This is a genomic window from Thioalkalivibrio sp. ALE14 (assembly GCF_000376845.1).
Taxonomy (GTDB): Bacteria; Pseudomonadota; Gammaproteobacteria; order Ectothiorhodospirales; family Ectothiorhodospiraceae; genus Thioalkalivibrio.
Genome location: NZ_AQXY01000029.1, coordinates 33438 through 49950 on the forward strand (window position 1 = coordinate 33438; position 16513 = coordinate 49950).

Sequence of the window (16513 nt, forward strand, 5' to 3'; positions counted from 1 at the left end):
CAGGTTGGGGCGGCCCCGGTCACCGCACACCGGCCATTTGGCTCTCCACACCCGGCCGGGGAAACTCACTCGGAGTAGCCCCAACCAGAGCTGCCGTCGCCACCATGTGGGCACCAGGCATCGATGGTTTGATCACAACCTGTGGTATCCCCACTCAGATCTGCATCGAGTTCGGCCGCAACATACACGCAGGCTTCATAGTCGCTGGAGGCCCCGCTGGTGTTCTCCTCGGTCTCCCAGTACACGTTGCCCTGGAAGGTCAGCGCGCCGTTGACTTCAGCCCCGTCCGCAAAGCAAGCATCCCCTTCCACGGTTCGGTTGCCCCCTCCCTGAATGGTCACGTCTTCCGCCACGTAGAGGTTGTCGAAGTCGGAGCCCGGCCCGCCGCCGGGTGCGATATCATCGTCATCAAAGGCGCAGGTCCAGTCCGAATCGGGCTCGTCACATTCGGGCGGCGGTCCCGCTCCCCCGATGGCATCCAGGTTGGCGCAGATGTGATGAACCGCAGGCGCATCATCCTCACTATCGGCACCACTCCAACCACGCACCAGCGAGAAGGCATCGTGGTTGCCGCATGCCGCGACGGGTGGGGGGGTGCAATGAAACCCGGCGCCGTCACCCACCGCATGGCTGTCGCCGTTGCATGCAAGTGTCCCGTTCCGCCCCATGCGCAGGATACCGCTCTGGGCCGCGAACAGGGCCTTTTCCCCCAGCACACGGTCGGTGCTGGTGGCCGCACCCGAACCCACCAGCGACGCCGCTCCAACGGCGATCGCGGCCACCAGCACCACAAGCAACAGGGCCACCAGCAACAGGCTGCCGCGCTGACCGCGAGGTACCATCCGTGTGGTTTCAGCGTCGGTGGTAAGCATAAGTTGATACCCCGTATCCACTCTCGGTCTCCAGTTCCAGCGCGTAGAGACGGGCGACATCGGTCTCTTTACATTCGAACGAGGTCACCGCGTCCTCGCGGGTTCCCGCCAGCAGCACACCGTTCAGTTGCAGCCGCCCCCCGGTAACCGCGTAGTCGAGGTCGCCATCATTGAGTGACAGCGACCCGGCCGCGCAGCTATCCACGTTCTGCGCAACGCGAATGTCGCGCGCCATGCGGTCAATGGCCGCTCCGGCCTCCATCTGCGTATCGGTCAGCTCGCGCGTAACGAAGATCGTCTCCACCGCCCCGCCAAGGAAACGCGCAGCGGCCACGCCGATCACCCCGAGGATGATCAGCACCAGCACCAGTTCGAGCAGTGTGAATCCCCGGCGCCGCATCATTCGGCCTCGCGCGGGAACTGCAGGATGAACACCGGCATCCCGCCACCGGAACGGCGGATCTCGACCTGGCTTATAGGATTGTCCTCCGCGACCGCGGCCGCCGGCATTAACCGGCAGGAAACCTCCAGGTCAACGCCATCGCTACAGGCCCCGGCGAGCACGTCGGCGGCATTACCATCCTCGACCCAGTCGCGCGGGTCATCGCCGACTCCGCATTGCGTCTCGAGCTCCAACCCGGGACCCTCATGCACGGCCAGCAGGGCCTCGCCACAGCCACGCCCCTCGCGCGCGAAGGTCTCCGCGTCCTCGGTAGCCACCAGGCCGGTCAACAGGGCGAAGGTCCCGGCGAGCCCGACCATGGCCACGGCGATAATCACCAGGGCGACGACAAGCTCGATCAGGGTCAGACCACGGACGCGATCGGCAGAAAGCCCGGGGTTGCGCAGACGGTGGACATCCATTCAGCAGCCCCCTCGTTCCACCGCGCCGGTGAGCCCCCGAACGCACACCTCCCGGGATTCTCCGCCGCCGGCGAGGGTCAGGCGCACGTCATTTTCAGGCTCCAGGTGGCCGAACGGATAGCGAAAGAAAAAGCCCTCACCGGAAACCGTCACCCCACTGAGGTTCCGCGGTCCCTCGAGAGGGGTGGAAAGGCAGTTGCGGGCACCGTCGACGGTCCATCCATTTGTAATCTCGACCTCCACGGACTTGTTGTGGCCGCAAACCATGGCCCCTGTGCGCCCCTGCCGCAGATCGCCCGCCAGCTGGTCCTGCGCTGCCTGCAGATCCGGCGCGGAGCCCAGCAGGCCCGCCGGAAGCCGCGGAACGGCGACTACCGCCAGCACGCCCAGGATCAGCAGCACGAGCACCAGCTCGAACAGCGTGAATCCGGCGACCGGGGTGGGCGGCTGACGGAGCGGCATAGAAACTCCCATACAAACGAAACACCCCGAATATAACAGTCCCGCACCACGCCGACGCTTCTGGCGCACGGCAGGCCGAATCCCGGGAATCCAACCGTGAGCGATTGGCCCCGATGCCCAGCCTCCACGCGTGGAGCCCGCCAACGACCGTTCCAGCCCGCGGGACTGGGTTGTCCCTGCGAGCGGGTTTGGGCAACCTGTCACGGATTCGCCGCCGTCATGCCAGGACGACCGGCTATACGAGGAAGTCGCATGCGCTTTTTCCGCAAGCCGGAAACCGATCAGGATCAGGACCGTCCCGCTGGTGAACAGACACCCGCCCCGGCCGAGGAGAAGAACGCAGGCAACCGTGCGCCCACGGCGGCACGCCGAAGCCGTTCGTTGGGGGAAACCCTGGTCGAGACCGGCATCATCACGGACGACCAGCTGCAACAGGCGCTGGCGGAGCAGGAAAGCTCGGGGCGCAAGCTGGGCCGCGTGCTGACCGATCTGGGGCTTTGCACCCAGGAAGACATCGCCACGGCCTTGCAGGAACAGGTCCGGCGCATCCGTATCGGCGACCTGCTGATTGACTACGGCCACATCACCGAGACCGAACTTGAAGAGGCCCTCAAGCGCCAGAAGGGCAGCTCGCGCAAGCTGGGACAGGTCCTGATCGACATGGGGCTGGTGAGTCAGGCACAGATTCTCGACGTGCTGGCCGACCAACTGCAGATCCCGCAGGTGGATCTGCGCCGCTACCAGTTCGATCCCAACGTGGCCAAGCAGCTACCCGAGACGCTGGCACGGCGTTTCCGGGCCCTGCCCCTGTCCGAGGGGCGCGACGGCATCCTCGTCGCGATGGCCGATCCCACCGACATCTTCGCGCAGGACGAGATTGCCCGCAGTCTCGGCCAGCGCCCGCAGATCGCGGTCGTCGCCGAAGAAGACCTGCTGGCCACCCTGGATCGCGTGTACCGCCACACCGAGGCGATCTCGCGGGTGGCCGAGGAGCTGTCGGAGGAGATCTCGCGCAGCGACTACGACCTCGACCAGCTGGTCGAGGCCGAGATGAAGGTCGATGCGCCGGTGGTGCGCCTGCTGCAGACCCTGTTCGAGGACGCCATCCAGACCGGTGCCTCGGATATCCACATCGAGCCCGACGAGAACGTGCTGCGCGTGCGCCAGCGCATCGATGGCGTCCTGCACGAACAGGAGTTCAAGGAACGCCAGATCGCCAACGCGCTGGTGTCGCGGCTGAAGATCATGGCGGGCCTGAACATCTCCGAGCGGCGTCTCCCGCAGGACGGGCGCTTTAATATCCGGGTGCGCGACCGTTCGATCGACGTCCGCGTGTCCACCCTGCCGCTGCAGTCCGGCGAATCGGTCGTCATGCGCCTGCTCGACCAGAGCACCGGCATCCTCGATCTGGACAAGCTGGGCATGCCACCGCATGTGCGCGAGCCGTTCGACCGCCTGCTGCGGCATCCGCACGGGGTCATCCTCGTCACCGGGCCGACCGGCTCGGGCAAGACGACCACGCTCTATTCCGCCCTGCGCGCCATCAACGATTCCGGCAAGAAGATCATCACCGTGGAAGACCCGGTGGAATACCGCATTCAGCGGGTCTGCCAGGTGCAGGTGAACAGCCGCATCGGTCTGGATTTCCCGCGGGTACTGCGCACCGCCCTGCGCCAGGACCCGGACGTCGTCCTGGTCGGCGAGATGCGCGACCGCGAGACCGCCGAGATCGGCGTACGCGCCGCGCTGACCGGCCACCTGGTCTTGTCGACCCTGCACACGAACGACGCCGTCTCCACGCCCATCCGGCTGCTCGACATGGGCGTGGAAGGCTACCTGCTGGCGCCCTCGATCGTGGGCGTGCTGGCGCAGCGCCTGGCCCGCCGCGTCTGCCCCGACTGCGCCGAGCCGGCCACCCCCGACCCTCGCGAGCTGGCCGCGCTCGCCGCCATCGACGACGACCCCGACTCCACGGCCAACTGGCGCCACGGAACCGGCTGCAACCGCTGCAACAACACCGGCGTCTCCGGTCGCATCGGCATCTACGAACTGCTGGAGCTGGATGGCGACATGGCCGCCGCGCTGCGGATCAATGACCATCAGGGGTTCAGCGAGGCCGCCCATCGGTCCCCCGGCTTTCGCACTCTCGGTCAGGTGGCCCTCGATTATGCCCGTCAGGGCCTGATCCCCCTGGAGGAGGTCCTCCGGATCGCCGGCGAGTCCGCGCGTCTGGAGGACGAGGAAGACCCGCCGGCCGCCCCGCTGGAACCGGACTTCTCCGACCTTCCGGCTTTCCCGGACGACGCCCTCGACGGCAGTGCGGATCCGGAACCCTCGTCCCCCTCCACCCCGCCCTCCGCGCAAGACTCAACCCCGCCAGAGGACGGTGACCTCGAGCTCCTGCCCCCGGACGGGGGGCGGTAGGCGCCCACCATGGCCCTGTTCCACTATCGCGCGCGTTCCTCCGCCGGCAGCATCCAGCAGGGGCAACTGGAGGCGGACTCGCCGGCCGGGGTCGCCCGCCGCCTGATGGGCGACGGTGCCACCCCGCTGGAGATCCGCCCGGCCAGTGATTCATCGACCACCTCCTCCGGCGCGGGAGGCACGCGCGCCCGCAAACGCAAGGCCACGGGCCGTCCACGCCTGGACGACCTGGAGCTGTTCGTCCGCCAGATGCACAGCCTGACCCGCGCCGGTGTCCCCATTGTGCGGGGCCTGCGCGGTGTCGCCGAGACCACGCACAACGCCCGGCTCTCGGACGCCGTCGGCCGCATGGCCGATGCCCTGGAGGCGGGGCGCGAGTTGTGGGCCGCGATGCGCGAGGAACCGAAGATCTTCCCGCCCCTGCTGGTCAACATGGTGCGCATGGGCGAGAGCACGGGGCGCCTGGAAGAAACCTTTCAGCAACTGGCGTTCTACCTCGAACGCGAGCGCGAGACACGCCAGCAGATCAAGCAGGCCGTGCGCTACCCGATCTTCGTGCTGGTTGCGATCGCGGCGGCCTTCGTCATCATCAACGTGGTCGTCATCCCCGCCTTTGCCGGCATGTTCGAGCGCTTTGGCGCCGAGCTGCCCCTGCCCACGCGCATCCTGATGGGCACCTCTGATTTTACCGTTGCGTACTGGCCGTGGATGCTCGGGATCACGGTCGCGATCGCGCTCGGATTCCTGCGCTGGATCCGCACGCGGCCCGGGCGCCTGTGGTGGGATCAAGCCAAACTCCGGCTCCCGATTGTCGGCTCCATCATCGAACGCGCCCTGCTCGCCCGGTTCTCCCGCGCCATGACCATGGCCTCGCGCTCCGGCATCCCGGTGCTCGACGGGCTGGAGGCCATTGGCCGCGCGGTGGACAACGCCTGGGTGGAAAACCGCGTGGACGAGATGCGCGCCAATCTGGAACGCGGCGAATCCCTGATCGGCGCCGCCGCCGGGACCGGCATGTTCACACCGCTGGTGCTGCAGATGATCGCGGTGGGCGAAGAGACCGGACAGGTCGACGACATGATGGAAGAAGTCGCCCGCTTCTACGAGCAGGAGGTGGACTACGAACTGAAGACGCTATCCAGCTCCATCGAGCCGATCCTGATCGGCATCATCGGGGCCATGGTGCTGATCCTCGCCCTGGGCGTGTTCCTCCCCATGTGGGATCTCGGCGCTGCGGCCCTGTGAGCCGCAAAACGCCAGGCGACACCTGCAGGCCTCGGCTGGACGCGCGCAGCTTGGCTCATGCTAGACTCGCGCAAACAGTGAATTGAGTCACATACAACAAGCAGTTCCTGACCACCAAGGGGAGAATCCAACATGCAGCCCAAGACCGACTTCCTGCAGGCCCGCCGCAGCCGCGGCTTTACGCTGATCGAACTGGTCATCGTCCTGATCATCATCGGCGTCCTCGCCGCCGTCGCCGCCCCGCGCTTCATCGATTTCTCCAGCGATGCCGAAGAAGCCGCGCTGGAAAGCCAAGCGTCTAACCTTACCTCAGCCAACACCATTAACGTCGCGGCCTGCCGCCTGAACAAGACTGAATGCATTGCAGTGGGTGACTGCAGCGATGCGCCCAATCTTGTCGACAACTTTGACACTACTCGGTACTCCATCACCGCTACCACGATTGCTGATGGGGAAACCGAGGCTTGCACCCTGACCGCCGACAATACTGGCGAAACCACGACGTTCCAGCTGACTGGCACCAGCAACTAGCGTTCTACGCACATCTGTTCGCTATCGGGCTATATGCCCCTGAAGAAGCCGGCTAAAGCCGGCTTCTTCGCGTTGAGGTCATCAAGGGGGCACCTTGCCGTTTGCCTGCCGGGCATCCCCACATTTCAAGGTTTCCCGACCTTTGCCGTTAACCGGGATGAGTCATCCAATCACCCCGACGCGATGGTGGATTGCCTGTGCGAACGAACCGCCACTTCCCTGAGGCTGCGGACCTGTTGCAGGTTTCCCTGCCGCATGCCGGGGCCTCCTCCAAGTCCAGTGACGTCTCCCGCCGCTCGGAGTACCGGATCGACCGCTCCAGGACGTGCAGCCTGGCCGACGCGGAACTCCTGCGACTGACCACCGAAACCCTGCAACTGATCCGCCAGCTGCGGATTTGAGCCATCCGCCCTGATCCGGGCACCCGCAGCGGATCGCCAATCATCCTCCGGGTCGACGTGCCTCGATGTACGTGGCAGTCCGCCGGGCGCAGGCTACTTCGCGTTCTGCGCGAGCCATCGGTCCAGGGCATTACCGAAGGCCTGCCGGTCGCGCGGACCCAGCGCCGCGGGGCCGCCGGTCTCGACCCCGCTGGAGCGCAGGGTGTCCATGAAATCACGCATGCTGAGGCGTTCGCGGATGTTGTCGCGGGTGTAGAGCTCCCCGCGCGGGTTCAGCGCCTGACCACCCTTCTCGATCACCTCCGCGGCCAGCGGGATGTCGGCGGTGATCACCAGATCCCCGGCGGCGAGACGCCGGACGATCTCGTTGTCGGCCACGTCGAAGCCGGCGCCCACCTGGATCGAGTCGATGAGCTTCGACGGCGGGGTACGCATCGGCTGATTCGCCACCAGGGTCATGGGCGTACCCGTCCGTTTCGCGGCGCGAAACAGGATCTCCTTGATGACTGCGGGACACGCGTCCGCGTCGACCCAGATCTTCATGTGTCTCCTTCCCGAGAGGTATCCAGTAGCCGGGTGCAGGGTAGTCGTTTGCGGCGCCGGGCACATTCCGGGGCGCTCCGGATTGGCGCCAAGGGGGAACACATGCTATCGGCTGGGAAGACATCCACCAATATGCTTGCACCCCGTCAGGGACAAGCCCCGCAAGGAGTTGCGCATGGGAATCGAAGTCACCGGCATTCTGGGTCTGATCTGGCTGCTGATCGTGATTTAGGGAAACACTGATCAATGCACACACTCGCGCTCGAGTCGCTTTTGCGTGCGAACAAGGCGTGGTGACTGCCGTGCAGTCATTCTGCACAAGGGAACCGCAACGCCGCGCGCAAAAGCGGCCGAGCCCCTTCGGGGTTGGCACCCCACGTTCCCCGATCCTACGTTGCGCCGCTTGCGGGTAGAACCACTACCCGCTGCACGCCGCGCCTTGCCTCGGAAAACCTGGGGTGCCAACGCGAGTGTGTGCATTGATCAGTGTTTCCCTAAGCCATCGTGCGCACCGCGCAAAGCCCCGCAAGCCCCCTCGTTAAGGTGCTGTGGATCCTGATCCTGCTGTTCCTGCCGCTGCTGGGACTGATCGCCTGGCTGTTGCTGGGACCCAAATAGGTCCCGCTTCAGAGCCGGCGCAGGAATTCCGCCAGATCGACGTCCTGGCCATCCAGTTCGCGCAGCCGCGCGAGCAGCGCATCCTGCGACCCGAAGCGTTTGTGATCAAAGCCGGGGGCGCGACGTGCCCTTGGCGCGCCCCCCGCACCCGGTCCCGCGCCGGCGCTACGCCAGCCGAAGTCCGGAGGCTGGGTGGATTTCGGCGCAACCAGATCGGCACCCCGCCCCACGCGCGACGGCGGGTGCGTCGGAGCGTCGGCGTCCAATACTTCACGCAGTGCGACATCATCCGGGGCCTCGGGTACCGCCTGCGGGTCTGACGGTGCGTCGGCCGGCGGCTCGTGCCCCTCGATGGCCTCGATGGCCGATTGCCCGGTCCGCACGCGGTACTGCTCGTGCAGGGCGCTCAGGACACTGGCCAGCCCTTCCGGATCCGCGACTTCCAGAGCGGTCTCGAAGGCCATGCGCAACTGATTCAGGGCCAGCACGGGATCGTCCGTCGTCGGCGGAGCCTCGACCGGCGCGGAATCACCGGCCGCGCCATCCTCCGGCTCATCCCCCGGCTCAGCGGCGGTATCCCGTTCGGCGTTTGCGTGCATGTCGGGCGCGGAGCCAGCGCCGGGTTCCATCTCGACAGCGGCTTCTGGACCGGACGACATCGCGAATCGGCCCCGCCAGAAGCGGCTGAACGCCGAATCGGACCCTCGGGGCGGGTCGTCGTCCAAGGCGTTGGCCAGGCGCTGAAAGGGCCGCGCGGAGGGGTCGCCCTCGGCGAACAGGGCGACCGGGTGCTGCAGCGTGACCGCGGTGCGCAGACTCTCGTCGCGCTGGACAAAGCCGAGGAAATCGACGCGCGTGTGCAGGTATTTCTCCACCGCGTTACCGAACCGCTGGAACACGCTGCGCGCCTCGGCCACATCCGTGACCATGTTGACGACGACCCGCACATCCAGTGGCTGCTGGCGCAGCGCCAGTTTCAGCAACGAGAAGGCATCGGTCAGGGAGGTCGGCTCGGGGGTCAATACCAGCAGGACCTGATGACTGGCGGCAAGAAAATCGAGCGTCGTGTCGCCGATCCCGGCGGCCGTATCCAGCAGCAGGTCGTCGAAGTCCTGCTCGATACGCCCCAGCTCCGTGACCAGGCGCCTCTGGTGCGCATCGCCGAGCTCGGCATACTCGCGAATCCCACTGGCACCCGGGATGATCTGCACCCCGTGCGGCCCTTCCAGGAGGATATCCTCGATGTCGCACTCACCCGCCAGCACCTCGGGCAGGCCCCGCTCCGGACGCAGCCCCAGCAGGATGTTGACGTTGGCCAGACCGGTATCGCCGTCGAGGATCAAGACGCGACGGCCCCGCCGCGCAAGGGTGATGCCGAGGTTCACGGCGATACTGGATTTGCCCACTCCGCCCTTGCCGCTGGCCACCGCCAGAACCCGCGGCCGTGCAACAGCCGCGGACCGGGGATCCGCCGGGCCATTCCGATCGGGCATTGTGGCTTCCTGCATCGCGCTCATCGGCATCAGCAAAAGAATGACGGCGAACTTACGGCGCGTCTACCCCATTCGGTGGCACGGGGAAAGACTGCACAGTATAGTCGGGCATTAGTAGCGGCCTGCGAACAGGGGAGCACACGGCCCCTGCGTCAGGTACGCGCATCGGGCAACAGGGGCGGCAGGTCTCCTGCAGCGTCACCGGGGAGCAGCATGGCAAGCGTCAACACGGCAACGGAGGCACTACCCAGCCTGCCCCAGGCGCTGATTCCCGTACTCGACGCGACCCAGACCGACGAGGCCGATTTTCAATCCCTGGCCCGCGCCATCCTGCAGGATGCCGGGATGTCCGGCCGCCTGCTGCAGGCCGCCAACTCCCCGTTCTACTATCGCGGTTCCCCCTGCCGCACCATCGACCGCGCCCTGTTCAGCCTGGGGCTGGACACGGTGCGCAGCCTGGCCCTGACCGCTGCGATCCAGCAGCTGTTCGGCGAGTTCGGCCCGCGACACCGCGGCTATCTGCGGGTGGTCTGGCGCCGCGCCCTGACTACGGCCAACCTCGCTCAGGCACTCTCGACCCTGACCCGCTACCCGCGCCCGGAGGAGGCCTACCTGGCCGGGCTGCTGATCGACATCGGCCGCCTGATGCGCCTGGTGGAGGACGAGGGACACTACTGGCCCATCCTGCAGTCGGCGGAAGACGACGCGCACCTGGTCATCGCGGAGCGCGATACGTACGGCCAGCACTATGGCGAACTGGGCGGGGAGTGCCTCGAGACCTGGGGCCTCGGCCGGTTTGTCGCCGATGCCGTGCGCTACCACATGGAACCCGCCGAACGCGTGCGCGATGCCCACCACCTCGTAAAGCTGGTGAACCTCGCCCATGCCCTGGGCTGCCTGCCACCCACCCTCTCCGCCACCGCCGAAGCCCGGTGCAACGAGGCCGCACTGGCGGCCGCCGACACCCTGTTCGGGCTGAACGAAGGGCTGGCACGCGAACTTCGTGGCCGGGTGGCCGAGGACGTCCAGCGGATTGCCGGTTCTCTGGAGATCGACCTGGAGCCTTCCGCGACGGAGCCCGAGCCGGAATCCTCCGACCGCACCGCCGAACGCGCCCTTGGGGCGCGGGTCCGCGATCTCACCGAACTGGAGCGGGTCAACGGCGAACTGGCCCGCGCGGCCAGCCTGCAGGAACGCTGCATGGCCGCCCGCCGGACCCTGTTTCTGACGCTGGGGATCAGCCAGAGCCTGCTGTTCCTGGTGGACGAGGACCAGGAATCGGTCTCGGCCTGGGTGGAGGACGACGAGACCCCCGATTTCACCCTGCCGTTGCTGCCCGGCCGCAGCCTGGTGACCGACACCCTGCTGGACCGCGAGATCCTGCGTCACGAGGAGGAAAACGCCACCGGCCTCCCGGTCATCGACCAGCAATTGTTCCGCCTGTGCGAGGCCGAACGACTGTGGAGCTTTCCCATGCTGACCGATGGCCACCAGCCCACCGGCGTGCTGATCCTGGGGCTGACGCATCGCCAGGCTGAGGAGCTGGAGGCCCGCAGTGACTTTATCCGCTCCCTGACCCGCGAGATCGCCCGCGCCCTGAGCCAGCCCACCCCCACCGCCTCCCCCGGCGATGCGGAGACTGCACAACGGATCCGCGAGACCGTGCACGAGGCGGGCAATCCGCTCAGCATCATCCAGAACTACCTGGGCGTGCTCCATCACAAACTGGGCGAGGAACACGAGGCGCGCCACGAGCTGGGCCTGATCAAGGACGAGATCGACCGGGTGGGCCGCATCCTGCTCCGCCTGCGCGACCCGGACGCCGCCCCGGTCGACGATGCCGGCCCGACTTCCCTGAACGCCCTGGTGCGTCAGGTCGCGGACATCGTCGACGGCTCTCTGTGCCGCACCCGGGGGATCCAGCTACACCTGGATCTAAGCCCGTCCGACCCGCCGCTCTCCGTGCCGGCGGATCACGTGCGCCAGATCCTGACCAATCTGCTGAAGAACGCCGCGGAGGCCCAGGCCGAAGGCGGCGAGATCACCATCGCCACCCGGGCGCCGACCACGGTCAATGGCCGCCGCGTGGTCCCTTTGTCGGTCGCCGACAAGGGCCCCGGCCTGCCCCCGGCGGTCCAGGCCGCCGCCTTTAGCCCGGTGGAATCCACCAAGGGCCCGGGTCATTCCGGTCTCGGGCTCAGTATCGTCAAGCGTCTCACCGAAGAGATCGGTGCGACACTCACCTTCACCAGCGGGAGCGCCGGGACGCGCTTCGAGATCGCCCTGCCCCTGGTTTAACCGGGCTCGGCGAACGCATCAGGGACGACGCGGCCATGACCCATCCCTAACCCCGAGGCTCTGATGACCGAACGCGACGCGCCGATTGACCCGCAGTCCGTCCGCATCCTCGTCGCCGATGACGATCCCGGCCTGCTCGAGAGCCTGCGCGGCCTGCTGAGCCTGGAAGGCTATCCGGTACGGACCGCGGCGGGCGGCGGGGCCGCCATCGAGGCCCTGCGTGAAAAGCGCTACGACCTGCTGCTGCTCGATCTCGCCATGCCGGAGCTCGATGGCCTCGACGTCCTGCGTTTCATGCAGGCCGCAGGGCTCGAGACCCTGACCGTGGTCGTCAGCGGCAACAGCACGGTGGAGGACGTCGCCGGCGCCCTGCGCGAGGGCGCACACGACTACCTGAAAAAACCCTATGAACCGGCCGAGTTGCTGGCAACCGTGCGCAACGCACTGCAGCACAAGGCCCTGGAGGATGCCAACCGGGCGATGCGCGCCCGCCTGGAGAAATCCGAACGCCTGCACCGCGTAATCGTGAACAATTCGCCGGACATCGTGTTCGTGCTGGATGCCGCGCATCGCTTCCGCTTCGTGAACTCCCGCGTGCACGAACTGCTCGGCTATTCGCGCCAGGACCTGCTGGAAACATCCATCCTCGATCTGGTCGAGCCCGAGGACCGCGACAAGGCCGAGTACTTTTTCGAGCAGGCAACCAGCCGTCAGCCCCATATCCGCTCCGTGGAGCTCGCGCTGAAGCCGGCCCGCCTGTCACACACCCGGCATTTCTTCGAGGTCGCGGTCTGGCCCACCGGAGCCGACGACGAGAATGCCGATGGTGGTCATGAACCGCTGACCTACGGGACCGCCCGCGACATCACGGAGCGCAAGGAGTCCGAGGCCTTTATCAACTTCCAGGCCTATCACGACCTGCTCACCCGCCTGCCCAACCGTGCCCTGTTCCGCGATCGCGTGGATGTCGCGATCTCCCACGCCCACCGCGCCGACAGCCAGCTTGCGGTGCTGTTCATCGACCTCAACCGCTTCAAGGTGATCAACGACTCCCTCGGACACACGGTCGGCGACCGCCTCCTTCAGGGTGTCGCACAACGCCTGCAGTCCTGTATCCGCAAGGGAGATACGCTGTCCCGCTTCGGCGGTGACGAGTTCACCCTGCTGATCCCGGGACTGGCCACCAGCGATGCCGCCATCCAGGTCGCCGACAAGATCCTCGAAAGCCTGGAGGCCCCGTTCGAGATCGGCGACCACGAGCTGTTCGTCGGGGCCAGCATCGGCATCGCGATCTATCCGGATGCCGGCGACAACCTCGAGGCCCTGATCAAGAACGCCGACATCGCCATGTACCGGGAAAAGAGCACCGGCAAGACCGGGGTGCGGGTCTACAGCCCGGATATGGGGGGTCACCCCCCGCGGCGGCTGCAACTGGAACAGGACATGCGCCGCGCCCTGGAGCGCGACGAGTTCCACGTCCTCTACCAGCCCCAGGTGGATACCGAAACCGGCCACATGGTGGGCGTCGAGGCGCTGATCCGCTGGGACCACCCGCAACTGGGGCTACTGGGGCCGGCCGAGTTCATCCCGGTCGCGGAGGACACCCGCCTGATCGTGGATCTCGACCGTCTGACCCTGCGCACCGCCATCCGCGAAGTCCAGCACCACATGCACGAGGGCTATCCGGAACTGCGCCTGGCGGTCAACCTCTCCCCCGTACTGGTGGAGCGCGACGACTTCGTCGAGGACTTCCTCGGCATTCTCGGCGAGGCGGGTTTTCCGCCCGATCTGCTGGAGGTGGAGATCACCGAGAACCTGCTGATGAGTGACACCCCGGACACGGTGCACAAACTGAATCGGCTGGGGGCCGCCGGTGTCCAGATCGCGGTGGATGACTTCGGTACCGGCTACTCTTCACTCAGCTATCTGCAAAAGCTGCCCATCCATACCCTCAAGATCGATCGCAGCTTTACCCAGACGATCTGCCGCGAGGACGAGGCGTGCATCGTCAACGCGATCATCTCCATGGCCCGTGGCCTGAACATGAACATTGTCGCCGAGGGCGTGGAGACCGACGCCCACCGCAATTACCTGCGCAAGCTGGAGTGCCCGACGATGCAGGGCTTCCTGTTCGGTCAGCCTGCTCCGCTGCACCGCCTGCTGGAAAACGAGGCGCTCGCACCCCATTCGGCCGCCTGCCAGTAAGCCGCGCCGAAGCCCGGGGAAGCCGGGAAACACTGATCAATGTACGCTCTCGCGCTCGAGTCGCTTTTGCGTGCGAACAAGGCGCGGTGACCGCCGTGCAGTCATTCTGCACAAGGGAGCCGCAACGCCGTGCGCGCGCAAAAGCGGACGAGCCCCTGCTTTCAATAGCTCGTGGGGTTGGTACCCCTGGTTCCCCGATCCTGCGTTGCACCCCTTGCCGGTAGAACCACTACCGGCAAGGGGCCGCGCCTTGTCTCGGAAAACCTGGGGTACCAACGCGAGTGTGTACATTGATCAGTGTTTCCTTAGTCGAGTGCGACCACCTGCGACTCCGCATCCGCCAGGAAGCGGTGCCCCTGGCGCAGGCAGTAGCGCAGCCACTTGTACAGGAAGCGATTGTGGCGCCAACGACAGACCAGGCCCGGATGCCCGATCAGGATCTCCGGCTCGGCGCTGACGCCAATGGTGCGGCAGTGCAGCTCCAGCACCTCGGCCTGACGCGCGTCGTGGAACAGGCGCACGCGCATGTCCGGCTGTTCACGGTGCTCGCCGTGGTGATCGAAGCGGTAGGTCAGATGCAGCGTCGTGGTGTAGCGGGTGCGCTCCAGCACCTCCAGGTGCAGGTCCAGGGCACCGTCGACCCGCGAGACGGATCGCGGCGGCTGCCGCTCCAGATCGGGGCACAAACGGCGCAACGCGAGGTAGTTCTCCTCGTACATCTCCATCAGCGCCGCGAAGCTCTCGGGCCTAGGTTCCAGATGGGACGGGGTCTGACGCTCCAGCAACATGCCGGGCAGTCTAACAGGAGCCATGGGCATTTCCGCGAAGCTGCACATTCAGCCCCGTTTCATCCGGTGCGGGACACCCTCCGGGCTTTTTGGTACCTTCGAATGGACCAACAAGGATGCGCGACCTCATGGATATCAGCGTCGTCACGACCCGGCCCTTTTCCGACCAGGAACCCGGCACCTCCGGCCTGCGCAAGCGCGTCCGGCAATTCCGCCAGCCGCACTACCTGGAGAACTATATCCAGAGCATCTTCGATGCCTGTCCCGAGCTGAAGGACGGCGAGTTGCTGGTAGGGGGCGACGGGCGCTTCCACAACCGCGAGGCGATCCAGGTCATCCTGCGCATGGCGCTCGCCAATGGCGTAAAGAAGGTGGCCGTGGGTCACGGGGGCCTGCTGTCGACCCCGGCCGCCTCGTACCTGATTCGCTCGCGTGGCGCCAGGGGCGCCCTGATCCTGTCGGCCTCGCACAATCCGGGGGGACCGGAGGGCGACTTCGGGGTCAAACTCAACACCGCGAATGGGGGCCCCGCGCCGCCCGGCGTGACCGACGCGATCTTCGAGCAGAGCACGCGCATCAGCCACTACCGCATCGCCAACGGCGCGGAGCATGTGGACATCGACCACCTGCACACGGGCCAGCTCGGGGAGATGGCGATCGAGGTCGTCGACCCCGTCGGGACCTATGCCGACTACATGGCCACGCTGTTCGACTTCGAACGCATCGGCGAACTGCTGCGCTCCGATCACTTCCGCATGCGCTTCGATGCGATGCACGCGGTCACCGGTCCGTACGCCGAGGAGATCCTGGTCCATCGCCTGGGGGCCCCGGCCGAGACCATCCTGCGCGCGGAGCCCCTGGCCGACTTCGGCGGCCGGCATCCGGACCCGAACCTGTCGCACGCCCGCGAGCTGAGCGAGGCCCTGTTCGGCCGCGACGCCCCGGACTTCGGCGCCGCCTCGGACGGTGACGGCGACCGCAACATGATCCTCGGCCGGCAGTTCTTCGTCACGCCCTCGGACAGCCTCGCGATCATGGCGGCCAACGCGCATCACATCCCGGCGTTCGCCGACGGCCTGAAGGGCGTGGCCCGCAGCATGCCCACCAGCCAGGCGGTCGACGTGGTCGCCGAAAAGCTGGGCCTCCCCTGCTTCGAGACCCCGACCGGCTGGAAATTCTTCGGCAACCTCCTGGACGACGGGCGCATCCGCCTGTGCGGCGAGGAGAGCTTCGGCACCAGCTCCGACCACGTGCGTGAGAAGGACGGGCTGTGGGCCGTGCTCTTCTGGCTGAACCTGCTGGCCGCGCGGCGTCAGTCGGTGGAGGAGATCGTGCGCGACCACTGGCGCCAGTACGGACGCCACTACTACACCCGGCACGACTACGAGGCCGTGGAAAGCGACCGCGCCGAGCAGGTGATGGCGCGCATCCGCGAACAGCTCTCGGTGCTGCCGGGACAATCCCTGGCCGGCATGCGCGTGGCCCGCGCGGACGACTTCGCCTACCGCGACCCGGTGGACAACAGCCTGACCGAGCACCAGGGCCTGCGCGTGCTGTTCGAGAGCGGTGCCCGCATCGTCTTCCGCCTGTCCGGCACCGGCACCGAGGGCGCCACGTTACGCCTGTATATCGAGCAGCACGAAACCCATCCCGAACACCTGGATGCCGACCCGCAGGAATTGCTGCGACCGCTGATCGATGCCGCCACCCGCCTGGGCGACATCCCCGGCCTGACCCGCCGCGAGAAGCCCGACGTCATCACCTGAGGC

General features: G+C 66.7%; 14 protein-coding genes and 1 pseudogene. 8 read left to right on the forward strand and 7 right to left on the reverse strand.

All coding sequences use genetic code 11. From position 1 onward, the window contains the following. Nucleotides 1-65 precede the first annotated feature (65 nt). Genes F572_RS0109600 through F572_RS0109615 form a run of 4 tightly spaced genes read right to left on the reverse strand, consistent with a single transcriptional unit; the run spans nt 66 to nt 2198 of the window. On the reverse strand, nt 66-893 hold the full coding sequence (locus F572_RS0109600) for a hypothetical protein (RefSeq protein WP_231291098.1): 828 nt from the start codon (nt 891-893) through the stop codon (nt 66-68). Next, nucleotides 853-1275 (reverse strand): prepilin-type N-terminal cleavage/methylation domain-containing protein, encoded by a 423-nt coding sequence (locus tag F572_RS0109605; protein WP_017941238.1) that lies wholly within the window; start codon nt 1273-1275, stop codon nt 853-855. Before F572_RS0109605 ends, F572_RS0109600 begins: the two co-directional genes overlap by 41 nt. Then, entirely contained in the window at nt 1272-1736 is a 465-nt protein-coding gene (locus tag F572_RS0109610) for a prepilin-type N-terminal cleavage/methylation domain-containing protein (protein ID WP_017941237.1), read from the reverse strand. Before F572_RS0109610 ends, F572_RS0109605 begins: the two co-directional genes overlap by 4 nt. Then, nucleotides 1737-2198 carry a prepilin-type N-terminal cleavage/methylation domain-containing protein gene (locus tag F572_RS0109615; RefSeq protein ID WP_017941236.1) on the reverse strand — a complete coding sequence of 154 codons (462 nt, stop codon included), beginning with the start codon at nt 2196-2198 and terminating at the stop codon, nt 1737-1739. A 252-nt stretch (nt 2199-2450) separates the two neighbouring features. Between F572_RS0109615 and F572_RS0109620 the strand changes: the two genes are divergently transcribed. The 4 genes from F572_RS0109620 to F572_RS15690 all read left to right on the forward strand — a co-directional run bounded on the left by F572_RS0109620 (nt 2451) and on the right by F572_RS15690 (nt 6799). Beyond that, on the forward strand, nt 2451-4622 hold the full coding sequence (locus F572_RS0109620) for a GspE/PulE family protein (protein WP_017941235.1): 2172 nt from the start codon (nt 2451-2453) through the stop codon (nt 4620-4622). 9 nt (nt 4623-4631) lie between these two features. Further along, on the forward strand, nt 4632-5867 hold the full coding sequence (locus tag F572_RS0109625; RefSeq protein ID WP_017941234.1) for a type II secretion system F family protein: 1236 nt from the start codon (nt 4632-4634) through the stop codon (nt 5865-5867). A 132-nt stretch (nt 5868-5999) separates the two neighbouring features. Then, nucleotides 6000-6398 carry a prepilin-type N-terminal cleavage/methylation domain-containing protein gene (locus F572_RS16030; protein WP_017941233.1) on the forward strand — a complete coding sequence of 133 codons (399 nt, stop codon included), beginning with the start codon at nt 6000-6002 and terminating at the stop codon, nt 6396-6398. A 197-nt stretch (nt 6399-6595) separates the two neighbouring features. Then, nucleotides 6596-6799: a hypothetical protein gene (locus F572_RS15690; RefSeq protein ID WP_155983865.1), complete on the forward strand. Its 204-nt coding sequence runs from the start codon at nt 6596-6598 to the stop codon at nt 6797-6799. A 93-nt stretch (nt 6800-6892) separates the two neighbouring features. On the opposite strand, the gene F572_RS0109640 is transcribed toward F572_RS15690, so the two are convergent. Next, complete coding sequence (locus tag F572_RS0109640; protein WP_017941231.1) at nt 6893-7342, reverse strand: YaiI/YqxD family protein; 450 nt, start codon at nt 7340-7342, stop codon at nt 6893-6895. Nucleotides 7343-7840: 498 nt separating this feature from the next. Between F572_RS0109640 and F572_RS15340 the strand changes: the two are divergent. Next, nucleotides 7841-7960: pseudogene (locus F572_RS15340) on the forward strand (PLDc N-terminal domain-containing protein); the annotation flags it as partial. 8 nt (nt 7961-7968) lie between these two features. On the opposite strand, the gene F572_RS0109655 reads toward F572_RS15340, so the two are convergent. Continuing rightward, on the reverse strand, nt 7969-9453 hold the full coding sequence (locus F572_RS0109655; RefSeq protein WP_017941228.1) for a MinD/ParA family protein: 1485 nt from the start codon (nt 9451-9453) through the stop codon (nt 7969-7971). Between the two features lie 213 nt (nt 9454-9666). On the opposite strand from F572_RS0109655, the gene F572_RS0109660 reads away from it, so the two are divergent. Further along, nucleotides 9667-11751: an HDOD domain-containing protein gene (locus F572_RS0109660; RefSeq protein ID WP_017941227.1), complete on the forward strand. Its 2085-nt coding sequence runs from the start codon at nt 9667-9669 to the stop codon at nt 11749-11751. Between the two features lie 63 nt (nt 11752-11814). Continuing rightward, a complete protein-coding gene (locus tag F572_RS0109665; RefSeq protein ID WP_017941226.1) occupies nt 11815-13956 on the forward strand; it encodes an EAL domain-containing protein in 2142 nt (713 codons plus the stop codon). Between the two features lie 305 nt (nt 13957-14261). Here the strand turns inward: F572_RS0109665 and F572_RS0109670 are convergent, their stop codons facing one another. Continuing rightward, nucleotides 14262-14744, reverse strand: a complete 483-nt coding sequence (locus F572_RS0109670; protein WP_026143083.1) for a DUF1249 domain-containing protein — start codon at nt 14742-14744, stop codon at nt 14262-14264. Nucleotides 14745-14872: 128 nt separating this feature from the next. Between F572_RS0109670 and F572_RS0109675 the strand changes: the two genes are divergently transcribed. Beyond that, nucleotides 14873-16510 carry an alpha-D-glucose phosphate-specific phosphoglucomutase gene (locus F572_RS0109675; RefSeq protein WP_018158450.1) on the forward strand — a complete coding sequence of 546 codons (1638 nt, stop codon included), beginning with the start codon at nt 14873-14875 and terminating at the stop codon, nt 16508-16510. Nucleotides 16511-16513: the final 3 nt, after the last annotated feature.

Bases quoted from the DNA above. Each gene is read 5' to 3' on its own strand.
- F572_RS16030 (WP_017941233.1), top strand. From the start codon at position 6,000: ATGCAGCCCAAGACCGACTTCCTGCAGGCCCGCCGCAGCCGCGGCTTT.
- F572_RS0109665 (WP_017941226.1), top strand. From the start codon at position 11,815: ATGACCGAACGCGACGCGCCGATTGACCCGCAGTCCGTCCGCATCCTC.
- F572_RS0109655 (WP_017941228.1), bottom strand. From the start codon at position 9,453: ATGCCCGATCGGAATGGCCCGGCGGATCCCCGGTCCGCGGCTGTTGCA.
- F572_RS0109670 (WP_026143083.1), bottom strand. From the start codon at position 14,744: ATGTTGCTGGAGCGTCAGACCCCGTCCCATCTGGAACCTAGGCCCGAG.
- F572_RS0109675 (WP_018158450.1), top strand. From the start codon at position 14,873: ATGGATATCAGCGTCGTCACGACCCGGCCCTTTTCCGACCAGGAACCC.
- F572_RS0109660 (WP_017941227.1), top strand. From the start codon at position 9,667: ATGGCAAGCGTCAACACGGCAACGGAGGCACTACCCAGCCTGCCCCAG.
- F572_RS0109625 (WP_017941234.1), top strand. From the start codon at position 4,632: ATGGCCCTGTTCCACTATCGCGCGCGTTCCTCCGCCGGCAGCATCCAG.
- F572_RS0109610 (WP_017941237.1), bottom strand. From the start codon at position 1,736: ATGGATGTCCACCGTCTGCGCAACCCCGGGCTTTCTGCCGATCGCGTC.
- F572_RS0109605 (WP_017941238.1), bottom strand. From the start codon at position 1,275: ATGATGCGGCGCCGGGGATTCACACTGCTCGAACTGGTGCTGGTGCTG.
- F572_RS0109615 (WP_017941236.1), bottom strand. From the start codon at position 2,198: ATGCCGCTCCGTCAGCCGCCCACCCCGGTCGCCGGATTCACGCTGTTC.
- F572_RS0109620 (WP_017941235.1), top strand. From the start codon at position 2,451: ATGCGCTTTTTCCGCAAGCCGGAAACCGATCAGGATCAGGACCGTCCC.
- F572_RS0109640 (WP_017941231.1), bottom strand. From the start codon at position 7,342: ATGAAGATCTGGGTCGACGCGGACGCGTGTCCCGCAGTCATCAAGGAG.